Genomic DNA, 24,386 nt, shown 5'->3' with positions numbered 1-24,386 from the left:
CGCCCCGTTGCCCAGATAGCTCAGTCGGTAGAGCAGGGGATTGAAAATCCCCGTGTCGGCGGTTCGATTCCGTCTCTGGGCACCAAATACCGAAAACCCCGATCAAGCAATTGATCGGGTTTTTTTATTGCCTGGGTTTATTCCACCGTCTCGCCGACTCAGTTACATTCGCCCCTCGTTGCTCTCTCTTCCCTAACAAGCGAGTCGTTATGGACATCACCGGCATCCCCTTCGGCACCACCGACTGGTCAACCATCGAACCGACCGAACACAAAGGCGTCACCGGAACGGCATATTGGCGGACCCGGCAGTTCGGGAACATCCGGGTGCGGATGGTGGAATACACGGCGGGATACCTCGCCGACCACTGGTGCACCAAAGGGCACATCCTGTTTTGCCTGAAAGGTGAGCTGAACACCGAGCTGGAGGATGGACGGCACTTCGTGCTCAAGGCTGGCATGAGCTACCAGGTGGCCGACCAGGCCGAGCCCCATCGCTCTTCGACTTCCCAGGGTGCCACCTTGTTCGTGGTGGATTGAGGTTCGAAGCATTGGCCTTGAGGCTGTAGGATATACAGCCTCAATTCACGTCAGGAATCCGGCCCATGGCATCGGCGAACAAACAGCAGAAACGTAACCAGCGCGCCAAGGCAAAAGCCAAGCAGAACCGCGTTCAACGTGCCGCTGCGCCGAACGACTTCCTGGACCCGAACGATGAGCGCATCGATCTGGAAACGGTGGACCTGTCCGATCTGTTCAACCAGATGCGCATGGCTGAAAAAGTCAGTCAGCAGGCCATGTGCGCGGCCTTCCTCGGGCATCCACTGCTGGCGCTGGTGCTGGAACAGGAAGGTGAGGAAGAAGCCACGGACTTCATCTTTACCGCCTTGATCGAATACCGTCGCCTGACCACGGGTGTTGACGAGCAAACCGCGCTGGACTGGGTCGAAAGCCCCCAGTTCCAGGCCGATTATGTCTCTGCATCCCGGGAATTGACGCAAGCGCCTGATTAACTTCGGTGACGAAGCTGTCCGGTCGAACTGGGCAGCCTGTGTCAGAACTTTCCGCACACCGACACGTTCTTCGGACAGCGCCTACAGGTTCTGACACAACAGACATAACCCTGCCTCAAACCGATCCTGCATGAATCTATCGCTTTTCATCCAGGTCAATCAGCCTAGTCCGGCATCATCGAAATACTGATTGGAGCATCCTTTTATGGACCGCCCACCACTTCGGCTGATATTCGATGAGTCCACTTTTACCCCAAGACGATCCAAAGCTTGCGCCACTGATCAACGAACTCGGTGAACTGATCCAGCAGGCACGTCGTAAAGTGCTGCGCGCCGTTGATACCCTTCAAGTACAGACCTGCTGGCAGATCGGCCGGCATATCGTTCAGTTTGAGCAACGAGGAGCAGAACGGGCGACCTACGGGACCAAGCTGCTGCAGACATTGGCCAAGGAACTGACAACCAGATTCGGCAAAGGATTTGATGAACGCAACCTGCGGCACATGCGGGATTTCTATCAGACATTTTCAAATTGGAACGCAGTGCGTCCCGAATTGAGCTGGACCCACTACCGCACGCTTCTCCGGGTGGAAAACGAAAACGCCCGGCACTGGTACATGAACGAAACCGCCACGCAGAACTGGTCCACCCGCGCCCTGGAACGCCAGATCGGAACCTTCTACTACGAGCGCCTGCTGGCAAGCCGCGACCGGCCCAAGGTGAAGCAGGAGGCCTCGGCCAACCTGAAAGCACTGGATCTCGGCCCCAGGGATATCGTTCGGGATCCGGTCGTCCTGGAGTTTCTCGGACTGCCCAATGCCGGCCTCCTGCTGGAAACCGATCTGGAACAAGCCCTGATCGACCAGTTGCAGGGATTCCTCCTCGAACTGGGCAAGGGCTTCGCCTTCGTTGCCCGTTAGCAGCGCATCAGCACCGAGAGCAAGGACTTCTACGTCGACCTCGTGTTCTACAACTATCTGCTCAAATGCTTTGTGATTGTCGACCTCAAGCGCGGCGAACTCAGCCACCAGGACATCGGCCAGATGGACATGTACGTCCGCCTCTACGACGACCTGAGACGCGGCCCGGATGACAAACCCACCGTCGGCATCATTCTCTGTGCGCAGAAGGACGAGTCGGTGGTGCGCTACTCAGTGCTGCAAGGCAACGAACAGCTCTTCGCCAGTCAGTACCAACTTGTACTCCCGACAGAAGAAGAACTGCGCAATGAGTTGGATCGTGAGCGAGCCCGGCTTGAAGAGCGACCATCGGGTACGCCGGCTGAAGGCCACTGACACCCTTGCGCTGATCCGCGATGCGTTCCAAGGGCATTATCCGAGTCCGAAGCGGTAAACTACCCGCCTCACAGACTACCGACCGTGCCGAAATGGCTTGAGCCGGGGGCTGCCACCTGACGAATTGGAAACCGAAACCCAATGGCCTCACTGAATAAGCAGCAGAAACGCGCCAAGCGTGCCAAAGACAAAGCCAAGCAGATCCGCATGACCGGGCGTAAATCCATTCCAATGTATGGCGACCCGGCCCACGCCACCGCGCAGCCGCCCGTCTATGTGCTGGAGCTGTTCGCCAAACTGCGTGAAGCCGAAGCCGTCAGCCGAAGCGAATTGCTCGACACGCTGCTTTCTTCCCTGAGCGTGATGATCAGCGAACGTCCGAGCCTGCTGGACCTGAAGAACGCCGAGAACGAAAGCATGGCGGCAACCAACCTGGCCGCCGACATGCTGGTGGACTACCGCATGTGGGTCGACGACATGGACCGCGAAACGGCACAGCGCTGGCTCAGCACCCCTGAATTCATCAAGGACTTCGGCGAAGCGCTGGACCGTTATCGCCAATCGATGGAAGAGCCCGCCGGCGAGTAAGCCGAATGGCTATTCGTCACCGTTCCAATGGAACACCAGATTGCGTGCGGCCCCGCTGCCGATGTCGGCGGTGTCGCGGCGCTCCTCGCCATTGCGTGTCGCCATCACGGTGTACTTGCCCGGCGGCAGTTGCACATAAACCAGCGGCCCCGCGTCATCCAGCGTCAGCAGTGTTTGCCCCGACGCGTTGTGAATTGTGACGTGCACATCCGGGATGTATTTGTTTTCAGGCCCGACCGCAAAAGTCATGTGCAGGTTGTACCCGTGCGCCTGCCCGATGGCCCGGGCTTCGTCTTCGCCGATACCACCGGACAGGTAGGTGATGCCGTTTTGCTGCAGCGGCTGAACCTGCACGCCGGCGCTGTCTATTGGAGCGAGGTTGGTGGCGTTGAGCATGATGGAAAAAAGTAATACCCCTACGCTCGTGAAGGGCAACAAAAAGCAACGAAAAAGCTTCATGGCGATAACTCCCACGGTTCGCCCATACAGGTTCCCTTTTGATTCGGGTTGCAGTCGTAGGTTTAGATCGATTGGAAGCATCCGCGCCACCGGCAGGCGTCAGAATCGTATATCCCATCGCCATATCCCAGTGGTAGCCTACGCTTGGATTTTTGGATTCGTGGAGGACTCCTGATGGAACAAACCACCCTTTTCATGAGCAACCGCAGCCAAGCGGTCCGGCTTCCCAAAGCAGTGGCGATGCCAAGCGACGTGAAGCGCGTAGATGTAATCGCCGTCGGCAGAGCCCGAATCATTACCCCGGCCGGAGAAGCATGGGACAGCTGGTTCGATGGAGATACCGTGACAGCTGACTTTATGACAGACCGCGATCAGCCCGCCGATCAGGAGCGTGAATCCTTCTAAATGATCAAATTCATGCTGGATACCAACATCTGTATTTTCACCATCAAGAACAAACCCCAGATGGTCAGAGAAGCTTTCAATCTGCATCACGGCCAGCTTTGCATTAGTGCCGTTACGCTGATGGAGCTGATCTACGGCGCAGAAAAGTCTTGCGCCCCAGAAAGAAATCTCGCCGTCATCGAAGGCTTCTGTGCTCGCCTTGAGGTTCTACCATTTGGTTATGAAGCTGCCGCACATACCGGAATGATTCGAGCCGAACTGGCGAAGGCAGGCAAGCCAATCGGCCCTTACGACCAAATGATTGCCGGCCATGCCCGTTCTCTCGGGCTGATCGTGATAACCAACAATCTGAAGGAGTTTGAAAGAGTTCCGGGACTGCGCACCGAAGATTGGACCGTTGTGAAAGGGCCAGAGTAACGCTCATCCGGTTAACCCTTCCAACCCCCGCCCAAAGCTGGCACCATCGCGCCTTTTTTTACGCGACTCCCGGGGATTTTCACCGGCAAACACGGTTCAAACAGCCGTTCGGTTGTTGATGGCGCGACAGTCTGCTGTGCCGATGCGACAAGCTGCCGCACATCACCGGTTTACCACCCGTAGCGCTGTTGGCGGCCATTCGGACGCATGCTAGCTTGGCCGCCTCGCCAAGGAAGGCTGCCAACAGCAAGGGAGCACATATCATGAGGACCGCACATGGCCCAGGCCACGCCCGCGCTTGAAATCCGCAACCTGCACAAACGCTACGGACAGTTGGAGGTGCTCAAAGGCGTCTCGCTGACCGCCCGCGACGGCGATGTGATCTCGATCCTGGGCTCCTCCGGCTCCGGCAAGTCTACGTTCCTGCGCTGCATCAACCTGCTGGAGAGTCCCAATCAGGGCGAGATCCTGGTGGCCGGTGAAGCGCTCAAGCTCAAGGCTGCGAAAAACGGTGAGCTGGTGGCGGCCGACGGCAAACAGATCAATCGCATGCGCAGTGAGATTGGTTTTGTGTTTCAAAACTTTAACCTCTGGCCCCACATGAGCGTGCTCGACAACATCACCGAAGCCCCACGCCGGGTGCTCGGCCAGAGTAAGGCCGAAGCGGTTGAAGTAGCCGAAGCCTTGCTGGCCAAGGTCGGCATCGCCGACAAGCGCCACGCCTATCCTGCCGAGCTGTCAGGCGGCCAGCAGCAACGCGCCGCTATCGCCCGCACCCTGGCGATGCAGCCCAAGGTGATCCTGTTCGACGAGCCCACCTCCGCCCTTGACCCGGAAATGGTCCAGGAAGTACTTAATGTGATCCGCGCCCTGGCCGAAGAAGGTCGCACCATGCTGCTGGTGACCCACGAAATGGGGTTCGCCCGTCAGGTTTCCAGTGAAGTGGTATTCCTCCATCAGGGCCTGGTCGAAGAACAAGGATCGCCACAGCAGGTCTTCGAAAACCCGCTTTCGGCGCGCTGCAAACAATTCATGTCCAGCAACCGCTAACGGAGCAGTGCATATGCAGACTTACAAGAAATTCCTTTTGGCCGCAGCTGCCAGCCTGGTGTTCTCGGCCAACGCCATGGCAGCCGAGAAACTGAAGATGGGCATCGAAGCGGCGTACCCGCCGTTCAACAACAAAGACGCCAGCGGCCAGGTGGTGGGCTTCGACAAAGACATCGGCGATGCCCTGTGCGCCAAGATGAAAGTCGAATGCGAAGTGGTCACCTCCGATTGGGACGGCATCATCCCGGCCCTGAACGCCAAGAAGTTCGACTTCCTGATTTCCTCTCTATCGATCACCGAAGAGCGTAAGCAGGCCGTGGACTTCACCGACCCGTACTACTCCAACAAACTGCAATTCATCGCACCGAAGAATGTCGAGTTCAAGACCGATAAGGCTTCGCTCAAAGGCAAGGTCATCGGTGCTCAACGCGCGACCCTCGCCGGCACCTGGCTGGAAGACGAACTGGGCAGCGATATCACTGCCAAGCTCTACGACACCCAGGAAAATGCCTACCTGGACCTGACTTCCGGTCGCGTCGACGCGATCCTGGCGGACAAATACGTGAACTACGACTGGCTGAAAACCGACGCCGGCCGTGCCTATGAGTTCAAGGGCGACCCGGTGGTGGAAAGCGACAAGATCGGCATCGCCGTGCGCAAGGGTGACGACGAGCTGCGCAACAAGCTGAACGCCGCGCTGAAAGAAATCGTTGCCGACGGCACCTATAAAAAGATCAACGATAAGTACTTCCCGTTCAGCATCTATTGATGCGGACGTGCCTGGTCGGCGCTGCTGCATTGCAGCGCCGACCCTTAGCAAAGCCTGCCGCGATATGAACACATACCCATGATGATCGACCTCTACGGATTCGGCCCGGCGCTTGCCGCCGGCGCACTGATGACCGTCAAACTGGCGCTCTCGGCCCTGTGCCTGGGACTGGTGCTCGGCCTGCTCGGCGCCTTGGCCAAGACGTCTGCCCACAAGCCGCTGCAATGGCTTGGCGGCACCTATTCGACCCTGGTCCGCGGCGTCCCGGAATTGCTCTGGGTGCTGCTGATCTACTTCGGCACCATCAATCTGATGGGAGCCTTGGGCAAGTACTTCGGCAACCCGGACCTGGCCCTCAATCCTTTCTCCGCCGGTGTCATCGCCTTGGGCCTGTGCTTTGGCGCCTACGCCACGGAAGTGTTTCGTGGCGCAATCCTGGCGATCCCCAAAGGTCACCGCGAAGCCGGCGTGGCCCTGGGCCTGTCGAAATGGCGGATCTTCACCAAATTGATCATGCCGCAGATGTGGCGCATTGCCCTGCCGGGCCTGGGCAATCTTTTCATGATCCTGATGAAGGACACCGCACTGGTCTCGGTGATCGGTCTGGAAGAAATCATGCGCCACGCACAGATCGGCGTGACCGTGTCCAAGCAACCCTTCACCTTCTACATGGTGGCCGCGTTCATGTACCTGGGCCTGACAGTCCTCGCCATGATCGGCATGCACCTGCTGGAACGACGCGCCGCCCGCGGCTTTGCCAGGAGCACCCAATGAACTGGGAAGTTATCATCAAGTGGTTGCCGAAACTGGCCCAGGGCGCAACCCTGACCCTGGAACTGGTCGCCATAGCAGTGATCGCCGGCCTGCTGCTGGCGATTCCACTGGGCATCGCTCGCTCGTCGCGCCTGTGGTACGTGCGGGCACTGCCCTACGCCTACATTTTCTTTTTCCGCGGCACGCCGCTGCTGGTCCAACTGTTTCTGGTCTATTACGGCCTGGCGCAATTCGATGCCGTACGCAGCAGCGCATTGTGGCCGTACCTGCGGGATCCGTTCTGGTGCGCCACCGCCACCATGACCCTGCACACCGCTGCCTACATCGCCGAGATCCTGCGCGGCGCGATCCAGGCCATCCCCAAAGGCGAGATCGAAGCCGCGCGAGCCCTGGGCATGTCGCGGCCCAAGGCGCTGTTCTACATCATGCTGCCGCGCGCCGCGCGCATCGGGCTGCCGGCCTATAGCAACGAAGTGATCCTGATGCTCAAGGCCAGCGCCCTGGCGAGCACGGTGACCCTGCTGGAACTCACCGGCATGGCCCGCACCATCATTGCCCGAACCTACCTGCCCGTGGAGATCTTTTTCGCGGCTGGTTTGTTCTATCTGGTGATAGCGTTCCTGCTGGTGCAAGGCTTCAAGCAGCTAGAACGTTGGTTACGCGTCGATGCCTGCCAGGGGCGCTGAAACCGACGTGTTGACGGGCGCAGCGCTGCTCGCCCGTTTCATCGAGCTGGATGGATTTCTCACGGCACACCAGACGCTGTGGAAACCACGCCCGTTTACCCACTTGCAACTGCCTTGGGAAGCGCCCCATCCGGAACTCGCCCAGTGGCTACGCAGGCGCTCGCTGGAAGACGCAGAGAACGATCATCACCAGCCCTGGCTGACTGAACAGGCGCCAGCGCCGTTTCCGGAACTGGCGATGTTTTCCCACGCATTGAGCACCGTCGCAGCATTACCCGGCAAACGGCTCGAAGCGCCAACCCAGCGCCTCAACGTCGACGTGCCCGGTCGCAAGTGGCAGCAGATCGAAGCCTTCGCCAGCCGCCTGCAATTCTCCACCGAACCGACCCATTGGCTCGACTGGTGCGCCGGCAAAGGCCACCTCGGCAGACGCTTGCTGCACGGCGATCAACAGCTGACCTGCCTGGAATACGATCCCGCATTGGTCGTCAACGGCCAGCAACTGAGCCAGCGTCACCACCTGGCCGCCACGCATCTGCAACAAGACGTATTGGCACCGGAGGCGGCCCAGGCGATCCAGGCCGAGCACACGCCAGTAGCCCTGCACGCCTGTGGCGACCTGCACGTCCGGCTGATGCAACTGGCCAGCGCCGCCGGTTGCGCCCAGTTAGCTATTGCACCCTGCTGCTATAACCGCATCAACGCTGACCATTATCAGCCACTGTCCAGCGCCGCCCGAGGCTCCGCCCTGCAGTTGTCCGTCGATGATCTCGGCCTGCCACTGACCGAAACCGTTACCGCCGGGGCCCGGGTGCGCAGACAACGAGATCAGTCCATGGCCCGGCGCCTGGGTTTCGACCTGCTGCAACGACAGATCCGAGGCCGCAACGACTACCTCCCCACCCCCTCGTTACCCACCGCGTGGCTGGATAAATCCTTCGCCCAGTACTGCATCGATCTGGCAGCCCTGAAAAACCTCTCCATCACCGGCACGCCGGATTGGGCCGCCTTGGAAGCAGCGGGTCATCAACGCTTGATCGAGGTGCGTAACCTGGAACTGGTGCGCGGCCTGTTCCGACGGCCGCTGGAGCTTTGGCTGGCATTGGATCGAGCACTTTTCCTGACTGAAAAAGGCTACGACGTTCGCCTTGGCACTTTCTGCGAAACACCCATTACGCCGCGAAATCTGATGCTGCTGGCAGAGCGTTGCCAAGGTGAAACAGCCTGTGGATAACTCTGTTGATGGAATATGCCGGGATCCAATAAATCCGCGTTTTGTTGAGCAAATCATGACTGGTCATTTTTTGTTCATCAGAATAAAAAACCATTAAAACAGTCATTTGCATGCGAATGAGAAGGCTGTCACAAAATCGCAAGACGCCACCCGTCCAGTCGGGTCCGTTGTGCATAAGCGCTCAAGCAAATCGGCATAACGGTCGAAATCAGGGCAGGAAATGCGCCTGCAGTTACATCCCTACCGGCACCAAACAGGTCGAAGCCAGCAACAGGACATCCCGAACAACCGCACCTGCCAGGCCCTGTACAAACCCCGAAAGCTTCCGGTTCGCACCCGACCTACGGTCCTGGCAAAAATAGTCAAAATTCAGGGGTTTACAGAAATCACTCAATCGCTATAATCGTCGCCCACACGCCGGTATAGCTCAGATGGTAGAGCAACTGACTTGTAATCAGTAGGTCCCGGGTTCGATTCCTGGTGCCGGCACCATACAAGACGAAGCCCTCGCAGAAATGCGGGGGCTTTGTTGTTTCAGGGTGTTCACTTTTGTCCACTCCCTGGAAAAACCCGTGGGAGCGAGCCTGCTCGCGATGAGGCCGTCAAACCCACCGACAGTCCTTCGGCCAAGACAAGACGGCCTTCTCAGAACACCACGACCGAGCATCCTCAACCAAACAGCATCTTTTGCCAGTGATCCTCCCCCACAATAGCAATTGAAGCACCCGCCTCCCGCAGCTCCACTGCCTTCATGATCTTCGTTCCATAGGTACTGTGCCGCCACTGCTCATTACCCACGCTGCCGACCACCAGGTAATGCACCTTCTTACTCACCCCGCCCCCAATCAAACCGCCACGCTCTTCCACCAATGCCTGACAATCTTTACGCGGCCCAAAAGCCATGACGCCTGTAAATACAAACATTCGGCCATCCCACACCAAATCAGGGGCCGGAGAATTGAAGGGCAAGTCCGTCGGAGCAACGACAACAGTCCCGCCAACCTTCGAGTTCTCAACATCCACGCCAGAAAAACTACGCAGCACGTTAAGCAGCTCAAGAGACTCTTCCGGGTCCAGAGCATCGTCCTGAAGCATGGATGCCAAACGCGAATACAGCAGATTGATCACCGGGTCATTCAGATGGACGAGGTTGCTCTCCAACCACCGCTTAAGAAAAATCGCTTCGCTGGTGTTCACGACACCGTCCGCCGTGATCCCAGCCGCCAGCCCCAACAAGGCATCGGCAGCGCGCCGGTCGATGCGTGTGCGGTTGAAGAATTTGCTGTTTTCGAACTCGCTGTGTAGGTCCATTACGGGGTCTCCTTTGGGTGCGCGTCTTGGCTCGATACGTAAGCAATACTGGCTGAGGGGATGTTGTATTGAAACGTAGCATTCCTGTGCACGGTTCCCTCATTTTCTGAACAAGAAAATAAATCCGCCCCCTTTTTCGGGAGCGCTGGCAACGCGACAATCCATGGACTTGGCAGAGAAAACACCTTGAGTGGTTTTTGAATCACCAGCTAAACCAGCACACTGAATCGACGCGCTATTACTATTTGCTGACCATGCAATTACTCACTCATCGCTTAGGAAAATCCCCCTCGATCCACCGTGCGGGGGCGTCTCCCCTGTTAGTCGCTGCTAGCTGCCGGATTGCGTGCCATGACGATCCACGCCGCGCCGTCGATCATCACCGACCGCTCGCCGGGGAGGCCCGCGAAGGCGGCACGAACCGCGGCCCAGGCGTGGGCGCGGATGTCGTCGGGCTGATCCGCGAGCACAAGCGACAGCGGGCCGCCCTCGAAGGCCATCTTCACCGCGTCGTCGATCGCCGCGTCCCGCGTCCCGCCCTCGCCGAACGGGATGGAAGCATCGAAGGGCGCGATAGCGATATCGGTAAATCCGGCCGCCGTCAGGATGCGCGTCACTCGTCCCCGGTCGCCGAACGAGAACGGGCCGGGCGCTTCGGGACCGGGCGGCGCGGGTAGCGGGACGATGTCCTTGATCGCGCCCATCGGCAGGCGCAGCCAATCGTTCTCGGCCACGCCGCGCCAGCAGACGAAAGCGACCCGCCCGCCCGGCCGCAGCGCACGCCGCATATGGGCAAACGCCCCAGTCGGATCGTCGAAGAACATCACCCCGAAACGCGAGAACAGGATGTCGAACGCTCCCTCGGGCAACTCGGTGCTGCTGGCGTCGGCCACCCGGAACAGGACCGGCGTATCCTTTGGTGCAAACGCACGCGCTCGGCCGATCAACGGTTCGGATATGTCCACGCCTAGCACATGGCCGCCCGCGCCGACCCGAGCGGCCAGAGCCAGACTCGAGGCACCCGCGCCGCAGCCGACGTCCAGCACGCGTTCGCCCGTCGCAGGCGCGGCGGCTTCTATCGCGGCCTGGCCGAACACCGCGAACATGGCGTCGAGCCGGGCCTGGTTGGCGGCCCAGTACTCTCCACTTTGGCCATTCCAGTCGGCTACCTGATAGGCATTTTGCTCTGTCATGACATCTCCTCGTTTTGATTCGCCTTAACTAGGCCGTGCAAAAGCCGGGGACGGCGACCTTCTGGAACAGGTGCGGGCTGCCTACGACGGATGACGGATAGGCCGAAAGCTTCGCGACGAACTCGGGATGGGTGAGGCCGGCGCGGACCGTCTCGGTGGATTCCCACACCACATAGTTCAGATAAGTCGGGCTATCGCCGATCGCTCGATGCAGTTGCATGGAAATGAAGCCCGGTTGCTTGGTTATGATCTCGGCGGCCGCCTTGAAAGCGTCCAGGAAGCCCGCTTCGTCGGCGTAATCGAGCGTGAAGAGGTTGATTAGCACGACTGGCGCGGCCGCGATGCCGAGTTGGCGCTCAAGCGGGAATTTATCGTCTAGCGGTTTGAATTTACGGTCTTGCGGCTTTAGGTCGGCCATGGTGATGCTCCCGTCTACTGCGAAATTGAAAATGGCATGATCGATGCTGCTTGGAAGCAGCCTTTTAGTAGCCTGCGACAACCGAAGAAGGGTATCTGTGCTCTCAAACCAGCATCGACTGCTGGGCGAAGATTCCCGCCATCGCGCCTTGCCATGATGCCGTGGTGACCGAAGACATGAGGGGATTGGCGAGGTCGCCTGCGGCGTAAACGCCGGGCATACTGGTTTCGCGGCGCTCGTCGACTTTGAGGGCGATGCCCTGGGGCGTATTGACCGTGGCGAGGCCCAGCGATTCATGCAGGCGCGCGGATGGCTTGTTGCGCGGATGCGCGAACAGGATGTCGACCGCGACAGAAGGGCCGGCGTCGAGCCTGACGATGGCGTTATGGCTCTCGTCATGGTCGATTTCAGTGATCCTGCCATCGACGACAGGGATATGGCGGAGTGCCAGATCGGCCCGGATATCGGCTGGAATGTCGTGACCATCGGCGAAGACCGTCAGCGTTTCGGTCCAGTCGTGGTACAGCCTGACGTAGTTGTGCGACGGCGGGCCGGACCAGACGAGGCCCCAATGCCGACCGGCAACCTCAAAGCCGTCGCAATAGGGGCAAGGCACGATTGAGCTGCCCCAGCCTTCGGCAAAGCCGGGAACTTCAGGCATCTGGTCGGCGACGCCATAGCTCAGGATCAGGCGGCGCGCCCTGAGGCTTTCGCCATCGCCAGTGAGGACAGAGAAATCGTCGATAGCGCCGCAGACGCTCTCGGCACAGGAAGTGACCAGCCTGACCGTGGGATAACGCGCCAGCTGCTGCCGTGCCTCGACCAGGATCTCCAGTGGTGGCTTGTGGTCGTGGCCGAGCAGGCCATGCGAGTGGTCGGCGAAGCGATTGCGCGGCAGGCCGGTGTCGAGAACGATGACCTTGCGCCGGGCACGGCCGAGCTGCAAGGCGGCGGCAAGACCTGCAAAACTGCCGCCGATGATGATGACGTCATTCATGGTGATGGGCTCCGCACTGTGGATTAAGGGGGATTGGCTTGCACACTTAAGATACTTTGGAGTACCCTAATTCAAGAATTAGAATACTGTCAAGTACTGGAATTTTTTATGAGCGAAAACAGCCAGAGCCGGCGCGGCCGGCCGGCCAACGAGGCGCTTGGCCAAACGATAGCCGACGCCGCGTGCGAACTTTTTGTGGAATTGGGTTTTCAAGCGACGACCATGGATAAGGTCGCCAAGCGGGCGAAGATATCCAAGCTAAGCATCTATCGGCACTTCGAGAACAAGGAGGCGCTGTTCAGCGCAGCCATCGCGGCCCACTGCCAGCAGTTTGCACCACAAGCCCTTTTTGAAGGCGTCGGCGGTTCGGCCGAAGATCAGCTAATGGCGGTGGGATCAACCCTGCTTCGCACGCTGTTGAGTCCGGACGTGCGGAGTGTCGAAGCCATGATCATGGCCGACAAGACAAATCAAAAGTCGTTAAGCAAGCGCCAATACGAAGCCGGCCCCGCCTATGTCATCGCCCAAATCGAGGCCCTGTTGCGTCAGTTGCACGCGAAGGCGGTTCTGAACGTGCCTGATCCTCTCCAGTCCGCCCGCTTGTTTGCCGCGCTTTTCAAAGGATCCGATCTCCTGATTATCGCGCGCTTCGATGAGGCGAGAGCAGAGGACGACGACGAAATAGAATCCTATTGCCGGTCGGCCGTCGCCATGTTCATCGCCGCGCACAGTCGCACCGACCACGCGGGCGAATAATAACTTTATTGTTCCGGGTAGCTTGGCCGGGTACTTCGTCATATTGGACTGGCGCGCGCCAATATGGCGACAGTATCGAAACGCTGCGTTGGTGGATCACCTTCAGCATTTCACGAACTGGCAACTCCGTGACTGGGGTCGAGTGCTCTGTCTCTGAATGCGGCTCTAAATTACTTACAGACCGACAGCGTACTTACATCTCAAATATCCCGAACTTGATTCCACCGAACGCCATACCTAGCTGATTTATTCATAGTTACTAGTTGGGGTACGCCGAGTTTTCCAGCGAATTCCAGGCGCCTGGAAAACCTGGCTCAGTCGAAAGATACCGTCCGTCTGGTGCCGGCACCATACAAGACAAAGCCCTCGCAGAAATGCGGGGGCTTTGTTTTTCCCTTACGTAAATAAATGACGTAACAAGCGTCAGCCTACGTTCTGAGCTTCCCTTTCCTTTCGCCCACGTCACTGCACTGTGGCGTCATCGATACTCGTCATTGACGATCTTGCAGAAAATCCAGAATTGCCTGGGCGGTAGCCTGCGCTTTTTCTTCCAGTACCCAATGACCCGTGTTCTGTAAAATCAGTGAATGCGGTCGGTAACTGATATGGTTTACCTGCTCGGCCAACGTCTTGCCTCTTGAGTGATCTCCGCCGATGGTGAGTACTGGTACGGCCAATTTGTTCTGAGCAAACGCCTGATTGTCATTTGCATCGCTTTCCACCCAAGCTGAATAGAGTTTGAATGCCGCTTCCATTCGTCCAGGCCGGGAATAATCCATTACCAATGCGTTGCGCACCTCATCATCAACTTTAGGGTTGCCTGGATATACGAACTCATCAAAAAACATGTCCAGATAAGTTTTTTCCTGCCCTCGAATCATTTTCAACGCTGTTTCGCCGAAGAAACGAAAATGCCATTTGCTGGCAGTGCCATTCGCCGGATTGCCGTTATAAGGGATTTCCCAGCCTGGGAGTCCCGGGACGAATCCATCCATCAAAATGATGTGCTTGGTTTCCTGCGGATAGAGTGCGCCATAGGCGTAGGCGACAATCAGCCCCATGTCGTGACCGACAATATCCAGTCGCCCCAGTTTCAGAACGGCGACCAATTCATGGAGGTCGCGTGCCATGTTCTTTTTATCGTATCCATCCTTCGAGATATCCGTTTCTCCAGCGCCACGATAATCTGGAACGATAGGGGTATAGCCCGCGCGCAGGAGTCTTCCCATCAGGGATTTCCAATTTCTCCAGCTTCCTGGAAACCCGTGAATCAACAAGACCGGCTGCTCACCATTACCGCTCACCAGATAGTGCATGCGAATGCCGTTTACGTTCGCGTATTCACTTCTGAATGTCGCACCGTCAACGACAATATTTGCTCCATCTGACGAGGCGGACATTACGCCTGGATGAATAAGCCGATTCATTCTGACACCTTACTTGAGCCGGACGACCCGGAGCATCACTCCGAACCTTGATTCCCGAGACTAAACAGGCGGATCAAGCATTAGTAACGGGCCTGAAAAAACCGAATGTCTTTCAGCGTCAGCGTGGAGGATTCCTCGGTCCGCTGGCACTGTCAGGAATGACAGTTCCGATAAACGGCGGGGGCATGGCTACTCCCTTTAGCGCTCTCAAGACTATTCAAATAGAGGTAAGCGATCCGCACATCGGAATTCAGGGCAGTGAATGCCCACCCCCTCGCCGCAAGGCGCTATGCGGCATTCATTTAATTTCTCCCTTGCCGATACCCTCAATAGACGCATCACTGCCCCAAGCCCTCACAGGCGCTCGACTACACTTGCCCAGAAATCGCCGCTCCAGGAGCAATCGACAATGAAGATCCGCACCAAGATCATAGCTTCGGGGTTGGTCAGTCTTTTCTTTGCTCTTCTACTCGGCGGTATCGGGTTGTGGGGGCATACCTCCATGACCGCATCCCTGGCGGAGAACGAAACCAGTATTTCAGCCATGCGCAAACACATGGAGGCGGACATGATGCACGATGCCATTCGTGCCGATGTCTTGGCTGCGCTGTTGGCAACGCCCGGTAATGTTCAGGAAGCCAAGGAAGTGCAGGAAGCGTTTGACGAGCATTCGCAGCGGATGCGCAAGGTGATTGCCGAGAACGCCGAGGCGAAGTTGCCGGCGGAAGTCGCCAAGGCCATCGTCGAATTGAAACCACAGGCCGATACCTACATTGATAAAGCCAAGCAGGTGATCGGCAAGGTGCTGGGTGGCGCCAAGGATATACAAGCGCTGCGGACGGAATTCAACGCAGCGTTTTCGGCATTGGAAGAGCGTAATGAAGCCGTGAGCGAGCTGATCGAGAATCAGGCCCAGGCTTCTCGCGAGCATCAGGATGAGAGCATCCAGTCTTCGGGGCGCTGGCTGATCGGGACGTTATTGGCCACCTGTGCGGCACTGATACTGTCGTCCTGGAGCTTGGTCAACGCTGTGCTCACACCGTTGAATAAAATCATCCTCAATACCCAGGCGATTTCCCAAGGCGATTTGCAGCGGTCCATGGGGGCGCACGGCAAGGATGAGCTGGGCCAATTGCAGAGCGTCATTGAACAGATGCAAGCCAACCTGCGGCAAATGATCGCCACGATCCGCAGTCAGAGCGACGAGTTGCATGGTACCTCCCGTACCTTGGGCGACACTGCCAGGCAAATTGTCTCCAGCGCCGATCAACAGGCCCAGAGCGCGACCAGCATGGCGGCGAGCATGGAGCAGATGATGGCGAACATCAGCCAGATCCATCAGCATGCCGACAGCGCCCGGACGATTTCGGCGCAGTCCGAACAACTGGCGAGCAGCGGCGGGCAAGTGATTCTCGGGGTGGTGGAAGGCATGAGCCGCATCGCCGAGGTGGTCAATCAGTCCTCCAGCAAGATTACGGCCCTGGATGCTTCGTCCGAAGACATTCATTCCATCATCCAGGTGATCAAGAGTATCGCGGAGCAAACCAACCTGTTGGCGCTCAACGCCGCCATCGAGGCTGCCCGCGCCGGAGAGGCCGGTCGGGGTTTTGCCGTGGTCGCCGATGAAGTGCGCAACCTGGCGGCGCGCACCACCCAGTCCACCCAGGAAATCACTGTGATGATCGAGCGTATCCAGACCAGTGCCCGGGATGCCGTGTCCAACATGCAGGCATGCGTCAGTCGCGTGGACGAGGGGGTGAACCTGGCCCAACAGGCCGGGGTGTCCATCAGCGAAATCCGCACTGGCGCCCGTCATGCCGCCGAAGTGGTCGAGGAAATTTCCCAGACGATTGCCGAGCAATCGAAGGCCAGTGATGAGATGGCTCAGCGGGTGGAGTCGATTGCCGCCCAGTCACGGGAAAACACACTCTCTATTCACCATCTGCAGCAAACCGCCACTCAACTGAACACTGCCGCGGGGTCGATGCAGTCTTCGGTGCAGCAGTTCAAGATCTAAGTTCTATTTGTGGCGAGGGAGCTTGCCCCCTCGCCACGAAGCCGATTCTGCTAGAGCTTTTGTTTTCGAATCAGACCTGACTCACCTCAAACACAAACGAAATCTCCCGCTTCTGGGCACTCCAGACATACCGGATATGCTTGCCCTGCACTGGAATCGAAACCGCCGGTGGGCGAAATGCGGCGACGCATTCGTGGCCGGGCAGGCGGACGCTGTTGTAGAGCAGGCCCCAGGATAATGTTTCACGCAGTTGCCGGGCGAATACCTGGGACGGGCCGTAGGCGGTGGGGTCCGGGTCGTGGAGGTGGGGTAGTCGTGGCGGATGTCGTGCAAGGGCTTGATGACTTGGTTGACGTAGGTGCGCATGGTCAACTCCAGATCCGGCTCATTGGTTGCCCCGAGAAAGCGCGCCTGGTGATAGCAAGTCTCGGCAATGGCGGCTTCCTGGCTGCTGGCGGCATAGTAGACACCAAAGGTGCCGTCGCTGAAGCGACTGCTCTTGCCGATATGGGTGAACGCCGCCATCACCGGCGAGGAACCAGGCCCGGAAACCCGGTCTTCAGGACGTACCCGCGACAGCACGCCGGCCTCTTCCATCAACCGATCGTTGGTCAGCGCTTCCAAGGCATAGGCCGTGGGCAAATCCTCGGGATCGAGCACGTCTTCGAACAGCGTGATCGGCGGGAAGCTGCTGTTGACGATCCGATAGGCACCCTTCCATTGCGGCTCTGTCAGAGGTGGCGTCATCAACCGCGCACTCCGTCCAGGTAGCGCCGCACATCGGCGATATCCACCACTCGCCCGGCCAGCATGTAGGAAAGCGCCGACTGGCCATTGAACGGCGCAGCGGCGTTGGGGCTGCTGACCCATTGATAGGCCCGGTCCCGGCTGTTGCTGAAGATGATGCTCAGCGCCTTGTGGATACCCATGAGATAGGAAATACGCTCCAAGGTGTCACGGGGCAACCTGACGTTGGTGGGTAATTGTTTGTACTTGTAGAAGGTCGTGTTCCCCACCTTGCCCAGCAACGTGCGCTGTTGCTCGACGCTGCAGCCCCACAACTCCATGAGGTTGAAGAAAAACTTCAACGCAATTCGACCCGCGTCCGGGGAATCCAGTTGTTGCTGTGCGTTGAGGGTGATGGAGGAAGTAGCCATGGGATTTGGGCTCCTTTTACGGGTGACGCTTAGAGCATAGTACACATACGGATATAAATTAATATTTAATTCGCAAACGAACAAGCCAAAGTTGAATTCAGGCCCTGCTAATACCCGTCAGTTGAAATCAAGGCTCCCACGGGTTTTGTCGCCTGATTGCCTGGCCTCAGCCCTGACAAGAAGAATTACACAAGCCAACACGCGCCAAACCAGCAAAAAACCAAAATCCCACATAAGCTCCAAACAGCGCCTACCGGAGCTTTTCACCACAAAACCGCGACAACCGTGGCAAGCTGCACGATGATAGCCGCATGCACCGCCTGACCCGGGCCAAGTGCACAACAATAGCGAGCCCACTTAAGCAGAGGGCATTACCTCATGGATAGCAGAACCCTACGCAACCTCATGCGCATCGTGCAGACCGGCTCGTTGTCGGCGGCCGCGGAACATTCGTGCCTCACGGTGCAGGCATTGGCGGCGCAGTTGAACAAGGTCGAGGAACAATTTGGTTTCCGGCTGTTCAGGCGTTCGAACAAGGGCCTGACGTTGACGAGCCAAGGCTCGGAACTGACCCCTTTCATGGATCAGGTGCTGGTGGCCACACGCCAGCTCGAAGAGAAAGTCACGGCGCTCAAGAAGCCGCGGCAGCGCACCTTGAAAATGGCGCTCAATACCACCCTGCCGGCGGAGTTCAACCGGCGGATGATCGATCGGTTGATAGCCGTCTTCCCCCAGTATCAGCTGGAATTCAGTTACGCCGAATCGATGGAGAACCTGAGCAAACTCAAGAATGAAGATTTTGACCTGGCCATCCTGATCGGGGCGCAGCAGAGCGGCTTTTCCAGCATCACAATGCCTGATGTACAGGTTCGGGTGGTGGGTGCCCATTGTGGCAACGAAGGCGACTCCCTCGGTTTGCTCGGAGACAGGTTTCAGGTACGTCCCGCAGAAGAGTGTCCATATTCCCACAGCTTCCTCCGTTTTCTCGACGCAGGGCTGAGCGAATATGGCTCAAGTCAGCGAATGGTGTATTCCTGCAGCGAAACGCTGACGTTGTCGTTGATCACCCAACTCGATGGCCTGGGGCTGGTATCCCGGGATGCGGCACTGCGCAACGGCCTGACGATCTTCCCCGACTTCGAGGACTCTCTCGAGGTACGCCTGGCAGTGAACAATCCTGAACTGTCCGGCCAGGCGCTGCACGATGTAGTGGACCTCGCGCTACAGGAACGAACCGAGCGCGATATACGCCGCCGTGCCCACCGCCACACTGAGAAACAGGTTACGGCTGAAATACGCACATAACAGCGTCGGAATCGCGGCGTAGAGCTCCGGGCGGTCGAGTTGTATCTGCTGATCCTTGATCAATAACGGGGTGAGGCTGATCGCAGCGACGATCGCCACCGGCAGGTATTCCAGGGCACGGGCAATGAAGGGCGGCCAGTGTTCCGTGTTGACCTGCAACGGCAAGGCCCGCGGCAGGAAGGTCACGACCATCATCAGGCCCACGACCAGGATCAGGAACGTTTGGTCAGGCATACGCCCACCCCGCAGCCAACGAACGTGGCAATGAAGACATTGAATGGCGAACTGCCCAGCAGGCTCAGCCCACCCATGCAGACGACGGCCGCCAGGGCCGCGATCAGCTTGTTACGGGTATTGCACAGCGAAACCAGCACGTAGAGCATCATCGCGGTCAAGGCATAGTCGAGCTGATACTTGATCAGGTGCGCAGCGTACTGCGCACACACGGCACCCAATAAGCCGCCGAGCACCCAGGACGTATGACAGAACAGGTTGAAGCCGATCAGATAGCGCACACTCACCGGCGCGCCACTACCCAACTTGACGCTGTGGAAGGCGAACGACTCGTCCGTCAGCCCTGACGCGTAGCACCAGCGCTCGAAACGACTGAGCCCCAGCGCACGCAGGGCCTTGGCCATGTACACCGACATCAACATGTGTCGCGCATTGATCAGGAATGTAGTGAGCACGATGGTGGTCAGCGACGCCCCGCTGGAGATCAACGCCAGCGCCGCGAACTGCGAGGCGCCCGCGTAGACGAACAGGCACATCGCTACCGGCAACCACAAGGGTAACCCGGCGTTGACCGCCATCAGACCGAACACAAACGAAACCGTAAAATAACCCGCGACCACCGGACTGGCTTCGGCGAAGGTACGCGAGGTTTGTGGTTCGACCACCAGCGGCTGGCTGGAAGTCTTGCTCATAGATCCCTCTCGAAAGTGATTTCACCCCGTGGTTCGCAGAACCCCTGGGCCGCCCAGAAACGCTTGCCGGCCAGGTTAGCATCGTCGACGAACAGGAACATGCGCAGCACGCCCACCCGCTTCATGTCGGCGGATGCCGCTTCCACCAGGCGCTGACCCAGGCCCCGGGTACGATGCCTTGGGCTGACCGCCAGGTGATTGATGGTGCCACGGGTACCGAGCATACCGCCAATCACGGCGCCCACCACGCTGCCAGTGGCATCGATGGCCAGGTACGCCGTGGTGGTTTCCTGCAACAACACCCCCCGCAAGAACCGGGCATCCTGCCATTCGCAGAACGACACTTCGTCGAAAGCGCGAAAGAACTGCTCCATTCGCTCGGCATCCCTGACCATCGCCCGGCGCAACAGCACCTGCTGCTCCGGGTCGTCCATGGGTACCAGCTGTTCAGCGAACAATGTCAAAAGCGGTCCCGGGCCGCGAGAAGGAAATCGCCAGGATCTGCCTGAACGCCATTTCATGGCTGTGGACATTGCGAGCCGGGGTCACGTAGTGACGCATGTCGCGATCGAGGAAGAACGTCGTATCGAGGATGTCCTCGTAGGTAACCGCCGCCAATTGTTCTTCCTGGGCGGTATACAACCGGCTCTCCGCGCCCGCCACATTGTGACGGCCCCAGAAATGCACACCGCTGAACGGATATCCGTCGCAGTGAATGCCTTCGGGGGTGATTTCCAGTTGTTTACCCGGCTTGATCTCGATGCGGATCTGATGGATCTGGCACTGCCAGATTTCATCATGCAGTTCCTGCGGCAGGACGTTCTTGTAGACCTCGAAGTCCGTGTCGATCAGGCTGCGCATCACCGGGGAGTTGATCACTTCGTTGGAGAAATCCTGGAAGTGCCGCTCCAGTCCCCCGACGTAGCTGTTGTTGGCCTTGGACTGGATATAGGCCCGATGTTCGAGCTGCTTGAGCTCACGGGTCTGGGGGTTGTATTCGAAGTCGCTGTAACGGCGAAAACGCATGCCTGACTCGGCCTGGCCGTAGTAGCTGTCGGGCTCCATGTTGTCCCAGCTCTTGGTCAGCCGGACAAAGTCGCCGAAATGACCGTAGAGATTGAAGTCTCCACCGCGGACGTTAACGTATTTGTCACGTCGTAGCGCTTCGCCCACTTCCCTGTTCAGAACGATCATTTTTATTAGGTCTCCACTGCATTGAGCGGCCTAATCTAGTAGGTGCAAAATTTCCGTCCATGAAAAAGAATTTGAGTCATTTCAAGACATACTTGAAACGAAGGGTGAAGAGCCATTAGTACGACTTTTTATCGGGAAAACAGTCGATTACAGCAATATTCTGGCACCGGAAGCCAAAAAAACCTCGAATCTGATTCGAGGTTTTTTCTGGTTCAGGTAACGCGATCAGGCATCAGAAAACGTTGATCGGGTAATCCACAAACACTCGCAGCTCGTTGCCGCTGACGTTGTACTCGCTGGACTTCTGCGAAACACGCAGGACAGAACTGCGCAACCTCACGCTAAGATCCTTGGCCGGGCCGTTCTGGACCACATATTTGAGCTGGTTGAAGATCTCGCGCTCGGTGCCACCTTCGCTGGTGGAGGTGGTGATGTTATCGCCACGCACGTAAGCGACGTTATAGGTCAGGCCGGGGACGCCGAAGGTGGTGAAATCCAGGCCGTAGCCCAGTTGCCAGCTGCGTTCGTCTTCAGCATTGAAGTCGGACCAGTAGGAGTTGGCCAGGTAGATCGTGTTGCCACCGTCCCCCACCCGATTCTGTTCACGCTGATAGCCACCGTAGGCATAGCCCAGGTTGCTGTCGCCGGTGCTGCGCTGATGAGCGAGCGTGAAGCTGTGCGGCCCGGTGGCGAAGGTGGCGGCCAGACTCCAGATCTTGTTGTCGTCGCCAGTGACGTTGTTTTCACGAACGTAGTCGTTGTCCAGCTTCGTGCGGTAGCCGTTGAAGTCCAGTGTCAGGGACTGATCCTTGGCCAGTGGGAATACATAGTTGGCGTTGACGTATTGCTTCTTCAGCACATCTTCGACATCCGAGGCGTAGAGCGAAGCCTTGAACTGCTCGGTGAACTGATAGCTGCCGCCCAATACGTTGATCGACTTCAACCCACCGCTGTCACGGCCTTCGGCGCTCTTGCGCGATTCAGCGGTGAAACGGCCGGCATTCAGTTCCAGGCCCTTGATCTCTTTGGATGTGATCAGCGTGCCGGTATAGCTTTCCGGCAGCAGCCGCGAGTTGTCGTAACTCAACACTGGCAAGGCCGGCATCTGGTCACCGTAGGCCAACACTGTGTTGGAGACGCGGAACTTCACTGCTGCACCGAACTTGGACAGGTCATCCGCCGCATTACCACTGTCGCCTTGCTTGAAGAAGTCGATGCCGTCCGCACCGCTGCGGCCTTTGCCACCATCTAGACGCAATGCGTACAGGCCAAAGGCGTCCACCCCCACACCGACAGTACCTTGGGTGAAGCCGGACGAGAACGTACCGATGGCCGCCTGGCCCCATTCGGCCTTGTCCTTGTTGCCGTCTTTGTAGTCACGGTTGATATACGCGTTGCGCAACAGCACTTTCAGGCTGCTGTCCTCAACAAATCCCTTGGACTCAGACTGGTCGCTGGCCATGGCGTGTGTCGTGCTCAAAATCCCCAGTGCGATCAAACCGATGCGCGTGTTCAACATAATTGTTTTCCTTGTAATGGGTTGATACGCACTGCGACCGGCAGCCGAAATGGCGCTTTTTGCACTCTTTTTCGGACTCTTGCCCCTGAAATAATGAAAAGGCCCGCCCACGAAAGATCGTGTCGGGCCTTTTTATTATTTAAGAGTCATGGCTGTTAGCCACAGGCGTGGGACGAATCCTAGCCGTGCCTTCAAGAATGTGTCAATTTCGTTAATCGTCTGTAATCAGGCGAAAAACGTCTAAGACCCCGAACATCCATCCAGGCTGCAGACCGGGGTCGGAGAAGAGGCCTGCGTCGGCAAGGACAGATTCAACCACTCGGCGAATGCCTCGGGTTTGCCAAGCCAAGGACCAATGTCCACACGCGTGAACTGTCCATCCTGTTGCAAGACCAAGGTCGGGAAGCCCTGGCCACCGACCTGGGCCAGCAAGGCACGGCTGGCCTTGATATGAGCCTCCACATCAACCACGGTGAAAACCGACTGGAATGCCTTGGATTCAAGTCCGATAGCCTGGGCCAGTTCCAGCAGCACCGTTTCATCGGCAATTCTGCGGCCTTCAACGTAATGTGCGGTTTGCAAGCGCTCCAACAGGTCCAACCCCCGTCCACCCAGTTGCTCGGCAGCGAGAATCGCTGCGATGGGTGGCGCCGAGTCGAACACCGCACGTTCGTCCCGCAGCAATCCCTCGAAATAGGCCTCACCAAACGGCTGGCCGGTGTATTCGGCGATCCGCCGGTCATGGGGCATCACGTAATTGCGCAATTGGGGTGAGACCGGTTGGCGATTGGCACCGGTCATCATGCCGCCGCCATGGGCGATCACCGGCAGCACCGCACGGGCGGCCTGCACCAGCGGCTTGGCGCCATAGCACCAGCCGCAAAGCGGGTCGTAGATGTAATGAAGGGTGGTCATGGAAACTCCGCTCGCCGTCAGGACTGAATAACGGCAGCGTACCCTCGAGGACCTCGCGGAAAAATGTCGAAATGGCTTTCAGTCTGTTTCGTGAATCGGTCAAATCCCGTGTCCCCTGTGGGAGTGAGCCTGCTCGCGATAGCGATGGATCAGTTACCCCGATGCCAGCCGGTACACCGCCATCGCGAGCAGGCTCGCTCCCACAGGGGCTGTTTCAGTCTCTGGTTCGTGCACATAAAAAAAGCGCTGCCATCCCGGCCAGCGCTTTTTATCAATCCGTCGAATTCTTATCCTTGCATGACATCCCACAACGCTTCCAACTCCGCCTCGCTGAACAACCCAGCGGGGTAGCGCTCCATGATCAGCCGACGCGGATCAGGTTCTCTGATCTGACGCGTTCCATTGGATTTCAACCACTGCGCCAGGGCTTGAAGCGACTCACCATTAACGGCCAAGGGATGGCATGTGCGCTCGCTTATCATATTCATTCCAGCGCCCTCTCCTGGTTGATGAGCGGCCAATTTATCCAAGGTTTATTACAAAACAACGCAGCTCCGCACTC

Annotated in this window: 27 protein-coding genes, 2 tRNA genes and 2 pseudogenes; 16 read left to right on the top strand and 15 right to left on the bottom strand. The window is 58.0% G+C overall.

Annotated features, from left to right (window positions below):
- The first annotated feature begins 9 nt into the window (after positions 1 to 9).
- The 5 genes and pseudogenes from PCOSP_RS01595 to PCOSP_RS01575 all read left to right on the top strand — a co-directional run bounded on the left by PCOSP_RS01595 (position 10) and on the right by PCOSP_RS01575 (position 2,895).
- Positions 10 to 85: transfer RNA gene (locus PCOSP_RS01595), tRNA-Phe, on the top strand.
- A 124-nt stretch (positions 86 to 209) separates the two neighbouring features.
- Positions 210 to 539: a DHCW motif cupin fold protein gene (locus PCOSP_RS01590; RefSeq protein ID WP_055136766.1), complete on the top strand. Its 330-nt coding sequence runs from the start codon at positions 210 to 212 to the stop codon at positions 537 to 539.
- A gap of 65 nt (positions 540 to 604) precedes the next feature.
- Positions 605 to 1,012 carry a hypothetical protein gene (locus tag PCOSP_RS01585; RefSeq protein WP_464710170.1) on the top strand — a complete coding sequence of 136 codons (408 nt, stop codon included), beginning with the start codon at positions 605 to 607 and terminating at the stop codon, positions 1,010 to 1,012.
- A 236-nt stretch (positions 1,013 to 1,248) separates the two neighbouring features.
- Positions 1,249 to 2,307: pseudogene (locus tag PCOSP_RS01580) on the top strand (PDDEXK nuclease domain-containing protein).
- A gap of 141 nt (positions 2,308 to 2,448) precedes the next feature.
- On the top strand, positions 2,449 to 2,895 hold the full coding sequence (locus tag PCOSP_RS01575) for a hypothetical protein (protein WP_464710169.1): 447 nt from the start codon (positions 2,449 to 2,451) through the stop codon (positions 2,893 to 2,895).
- Positions 2,896 to 2,904: 9 nt separating this feature from the next.
- On the opposite strand, the gene PCOSP_RS01570 is transcribed toward PCOSP_RS01575, so the two are convergent.
- Positions 2,905 to 3,354 carry a carboxypeptidase regulatory-like domain-containing protein gene (locus PCOSP_RS01570; RefSeq protein WP_464710167.1) on the bottom strand — a complete coding sequence of 150 codons (450 nt, stop codon included), beginning with the start codon at positions 3,352 to 3,354 and terminating at the stop codon, positions 2,905 to 2,907.
- Between the two features lie 174 nt (positions 3,355 to 3,528).
- Here PCOSP_RS01570 and vapB point away from each other — a divergent pair, with 174 nt between their 5' ends.
- The 8 genes from vapB (at position 3,529) to PCOSP_RS01530 (ending at position 9,181) form a co-directional block, all read left to right on the top strand.
- On the top strand, positions 3,529 to 3,759 hold the full coding sequence (gene vapB / locus PCOSP_RS01565; protein ID WP_139646368.1) for a type II toxin-antitoxin system VapB family antitoxin: 231 nt from the start codon (positions 3,529 to 3,531) through the stop codon (positions 3,757 to 3,759).
- Positions 3,760 to 4,176 carry a type II toxin-antitoxin system tRNA(fMet)-specific endonuclease VapC gene (gene vapC, locus PCOSP_RS01560; protein ID WP_139646366.1) on the top strand — a complete coding sequence of 139 codons (417 nt, stop codon included), beginning with the start codon at positions 3,760 to 3,762 and terminating at the stop codon, positions 4,174 to 4,176.
- Between the two features lie 276 nt (positions 4,177 to 4,452).
- Positions 4,453 to 5,226, top strand: coding sequence for an ABC transporter ATP-binding protein (locus PCOSP_RS01555; RefSeq protein ID WP_464710166.1), 774 nt, complete (start codon positions 4,453 to 4,455; stop codon positions 5,224 to 5,226).
- 13 nt (positions 5,227 to 5,239) lie between these two features.
- The gene (locus PCOSP_RS01550; RefSeq protein ID WP_175361887.1) at positions 5,240 to 5,995 is read left to right on the top strand and encodes an ABC transporter substrate-binding protein; all 756 of its coding nucleotides are present in this window, start codon (positions 5,240 to 5,242) and stop codon (positions 5,993 to 5,995) included.
- 78 nt (positions 5,996 to 6,073) lie between these two features.
- Positions 6,074 to 6,769, top strand: a complete 696-nt coding sequence (locus PCOSP_RS01545) for an ABC transporter permease (RefSeq protein WP_139646362.1) — start codon at positions 6,074 to 6,076, stop codon at positions 6,767 to 6,769.
- Complete coding sequence (locus tag PCOSP_RS01540) at positions 6,766 to 7,455, top strand: ABC transporter permease (protein ID WP_041023462.1); 690 nt, start codon at positions 6,766 to 6,768, stop codon at positions 7,453 to 7,455. Before PCOSP_RS01545 ends, PCOSP_RS01540 begins: the two co-directional genes overlap by 4 nt.
- On the top strand, positions 7,436 to 8,689 hold the full coding sequence (locus tag PCOSP_RS01535; protein WP_464710164.1) for a methyltransferase: 1,254 nt from the start codon (positions 7,436 to 7,438) through the stop codon (positions 8,687 to 8,689). Before PCOSP_RS01540 ends, PCOSP_RS01535 begins: the two co-directional genes overlap by 20 nt.
- 416 nt (positions 8,690 to 9,105) lie before the next feature.
- Positions 9,106 to 9,181: transfer RNA gene (locus tag PCOSP_RS01530), tRNA-Thr, on the top strand.
- Between the two features lie 177 nt (positions 9,182 to 9,358).
- Here the strand turns inward: PCOSP_RS01530 and PCOSP_RS01525 are convergent.
- The 4 genes from PCOSP_RS01525 to PCOSP_RS01510 all read right to left on the bottom strand — a co-directional run bounded on the left by PCOSP_RS01525 (position 9,359) and on the right by PCOSP_RS01510 (position 12,608).
- Positions 9,359 to 10,000 carry a BRCT domain-containing protein gene (locus tag PCOSP_RS01525; protein ID WP_464710162.1) on the bottom strand — a complete coding sequence of 214 codons (642 nt, stop codon included), beginning with the start codon at positions 9,998 to 10,000 and terminating at the stop codon, positions 9,359 to 9,361.
- 320 nt (positions 10,001 to 10,320) lie between these two features.
- Positions 10,321 to 11,193 carry a class I SAM-dependent methyltransferase gene (locus PCOSP_RS01520; RefSeq protein WP_053193159.1) on the bottom strand — a complete coding sequence of 291 codons (873 nt, stop codon included), beginning with the start codon at positions 11,191 to 11,193 and terminating at the stop codon, positions 10,321 to 10,323.
- A gap of 28 nt (positions 11,194 to 11,221) precedes the next feature.
- Positions 11,222 to 11,611 carry an antibiotic biosynthesis monooxygenase family protein gene (locus tag PCOSP_RS01515; RefSeq protein ID WP_024778022.1) on the bottom strand — a complete coding sequence of 130 codons (390 nt, stop codon included), beginning with the start codon at positions 11,609 to 11,611 and terminating at the stop codon, positions 11,222 to 11,224.
- Positions 11,612 to 11,714: 103 nt separating this feature from the next.
- Positions 11,715 to 12,608, bottom strand: a complete 894-nt coding sequence (locus PCOSP_RS01510; RefSeq protein ID WP_464710160.1) for an NAD(P)/FAD-dependent oxidoreductase — start codon at positions 12,606 to 12,608, stop codon at positions 11,715 to 11,717.
- 108 nt (positions 12,609 to 12,716) lie between these two features.
- On the opposite strand from PCOSP_RS01510, the gene PCOSP_RS01505 reads away from it, so the two are divergent.
- Complete coding sequence (locus PCOSP_RS01505) at positions 12,717 to 13,364, top strand: TetR/AcrR family transcriptional regulator (RefSeq protein WP_464710159.1); 648 nt, start codon at positions 12,717 to 12,719, stop codon at positions 13,362 to 13,364.
- 491 nt (positions 13,365 to 13,855) lie between these two features.
- Here the strand turns inward: PCOSP_RS01505 and PCOSP_RS01500 are convergent, their stop codons facing one another.
- Positions 13,856 to 14,791 carry an alpha/beta fold hydrolase gene (locus PCOSP_RS01500; protein ID WP_139646343.1) on the bottom strand — a complete coding sequence of 312 codons (936 nt, stop codon included), beginning with the start codon at positions 14,789 to 14,791 and terminating at the stop codon, positions 13,856 to 13,858.
- A 409-nt stretch (positions 14,792 to 15,200) separates the two neighbouring features.
- On the opposite strand from PCOSP_RS01500, the gene PCOSP_RS01495 reads away from it, so the two are divergent.
- Positions 15,201 to 16,808, top strand: coding sequence for a methyl-accepting chemotaxis protein (locus PCOSP_RS01495; RefSeq protein ID WP_464710157.1), 1,608 nt, complete (start codon positions 15,201 to 15,203; stop codon positions 16,806 to 16,808).
- 70 nt (positions 16,809 to 16,878) lie between these two features.
- Here PCOSP_RS01495 and PCOSP_RS01490 read toward each other — a convergent pair.
- Positions 16,879 to 17,555 (bottom strand): annotated as a pseudogene (locus tag PCOSP_RS01490) (RES family NAD+ phosphorylase).
- Entirely contained in the window at positions 17,555 to 17,965 is a 411-nt protein-coding gene (locus PCOSP_RS01485; RefSeq protein ID WP_139646337.1) for an MbcA/ParS/Xre antitoxin family protein, read from the bottom strand. The pseudogene PCOSP_RS01490 and the gene PCOSP_RS01485 overlap by 1 nt, the downstream one beginning before the upstream one ends.
- A 378-nt stretch (positions 17,966 to 18,343) precedes the next feature.
- Here PCOSP_RS01485 and PCOSP_RS01480 point away from each other — a divergent pair, with 378 nt between their 5' ends.
- Positions 18,344 to 19,270: a LysR family transcriptional regulator gene (locus PCOSP_RS01480; RefSeq protein WP_139646335.1), complete on the top strand. Its 927-nt coding sequence runs from the start codon at positions 18,344 to 18,346 to the stop codon at positions 19,268 to 19,270.
- Here PCOSP_RS01480 and PCOSP_RS01475 read toward each other — a convergent pair.
- The 7 genes from PCOSP_RS01475 to PCOSP_RS01445 form a co-directional block, all read right to left on the bottom strand.
- Positions 19,187 to 19,504 carry an AzlD domain-containing protein gene (locus PCOSP_RS01475; RefSeq protein WP_139646333.1) on the bottom strand — a complete coding sequence of 106 codons (318 nt, stop codon included), beginning with the start codon at positions 19,502 to 19,504 and terminating at the stop codon, positions 19,187 to 19,189. The two genes, PCOSP_RS01480 and PCOSP_RS01475, sit on opposite strands and share 84 nt — an antisense overlap.
- Positions 19,483 to 20,196 carry an AzlC family ABC transporter permease gene (locus PCOSP_RS01470; RefSeq protein ID WP_139646331.1) on the bottom strand — a complete coding sequence of 238 codons (714 nt, stop codon included), beginning with the start codon at positions 20,194 to 20,196 and terminating at the stop codon, positions 19,483 to 19,485. Before PCOSP_RS01470 ends, PCOSP_RS01475 begins: the two co-directional genes overlap by 22 nt.
- The gene (locus tag PCOSP_RS01465; RefSeq protein WP_175362009.1) at positions 20,193 to 20,630 is read right to left on the bottom strand and encodes a GNAT family N-acetyltransferase; all 438 of its coding nucleotides are present in this window, start codon (positions 20,628 to 20,630) and stop codon (positions 20,193 to 20,195) included. Before PCOSP_RS01465 ends, PCOSP_RS01470 begins: the two co-directional genes overlap by 4 nt.
- Before the next feature lie 13 nt (positions 20,631 to 20,643).
- The gene (locus tag PCOSP_RS01460) at positions 20,644 to 21,390 is read right to left on the bottom strand and encodes a 2OG-Fe dioxygenase family protein (protein ID WP_139646329.1); all 747 of its coding nucleotides are present in this window, start codon (positions 21,388 to 21,390) and stop codon (positions 20,644 to 20,646) included.
- 232 nt (positions 21,391 to 21,622) lie between these two features.
- Complete coding sequence (locus tag PCOSP_RS01455) at positions 21,623 to 22,909, bottom strand: OprD family porin (RefSeq protein ID WP_464710155.1); 1,287 nt, start codon at positions 22,907 to 22,909, stop codon at positions 21,623 to 21,625.
- Positions 22,910 to 23,149: 240 nt separating this feature from the next.
- Positions 23,150 to 23,824, bottom strand: a complete 675-nt coding sequence (locus PCOSP_RS01450) for a DsbA family protein (RefSeq protein ID WP_175361939.1) — start codon at positions 23,822 to 23,824, stop codon at positions 23,150 to 23,152.
- Between the two features lie 287 nt (positions 23,825 to 24,111).
- Entirely contained in the window at positions 24,112 to 24,312 is a 201-nt protein-coding gene (locus PCOSP_RS01445; RefSeq protein ID WP_041021061.1) for a hypothetical protein, read from the bottom strand.
- Between the last annotated feature and the right edge of the window lie 74 nt (positions 24,313 to 24,386).

Source organism: Pseudomonas sp. MAFF 730105 (genome assembly GCF_055380705.1).
Note: the sequence above shows the minus strand (reverse complement) of the source record. Positions and strands in the feature narration are given on the sequence as shown.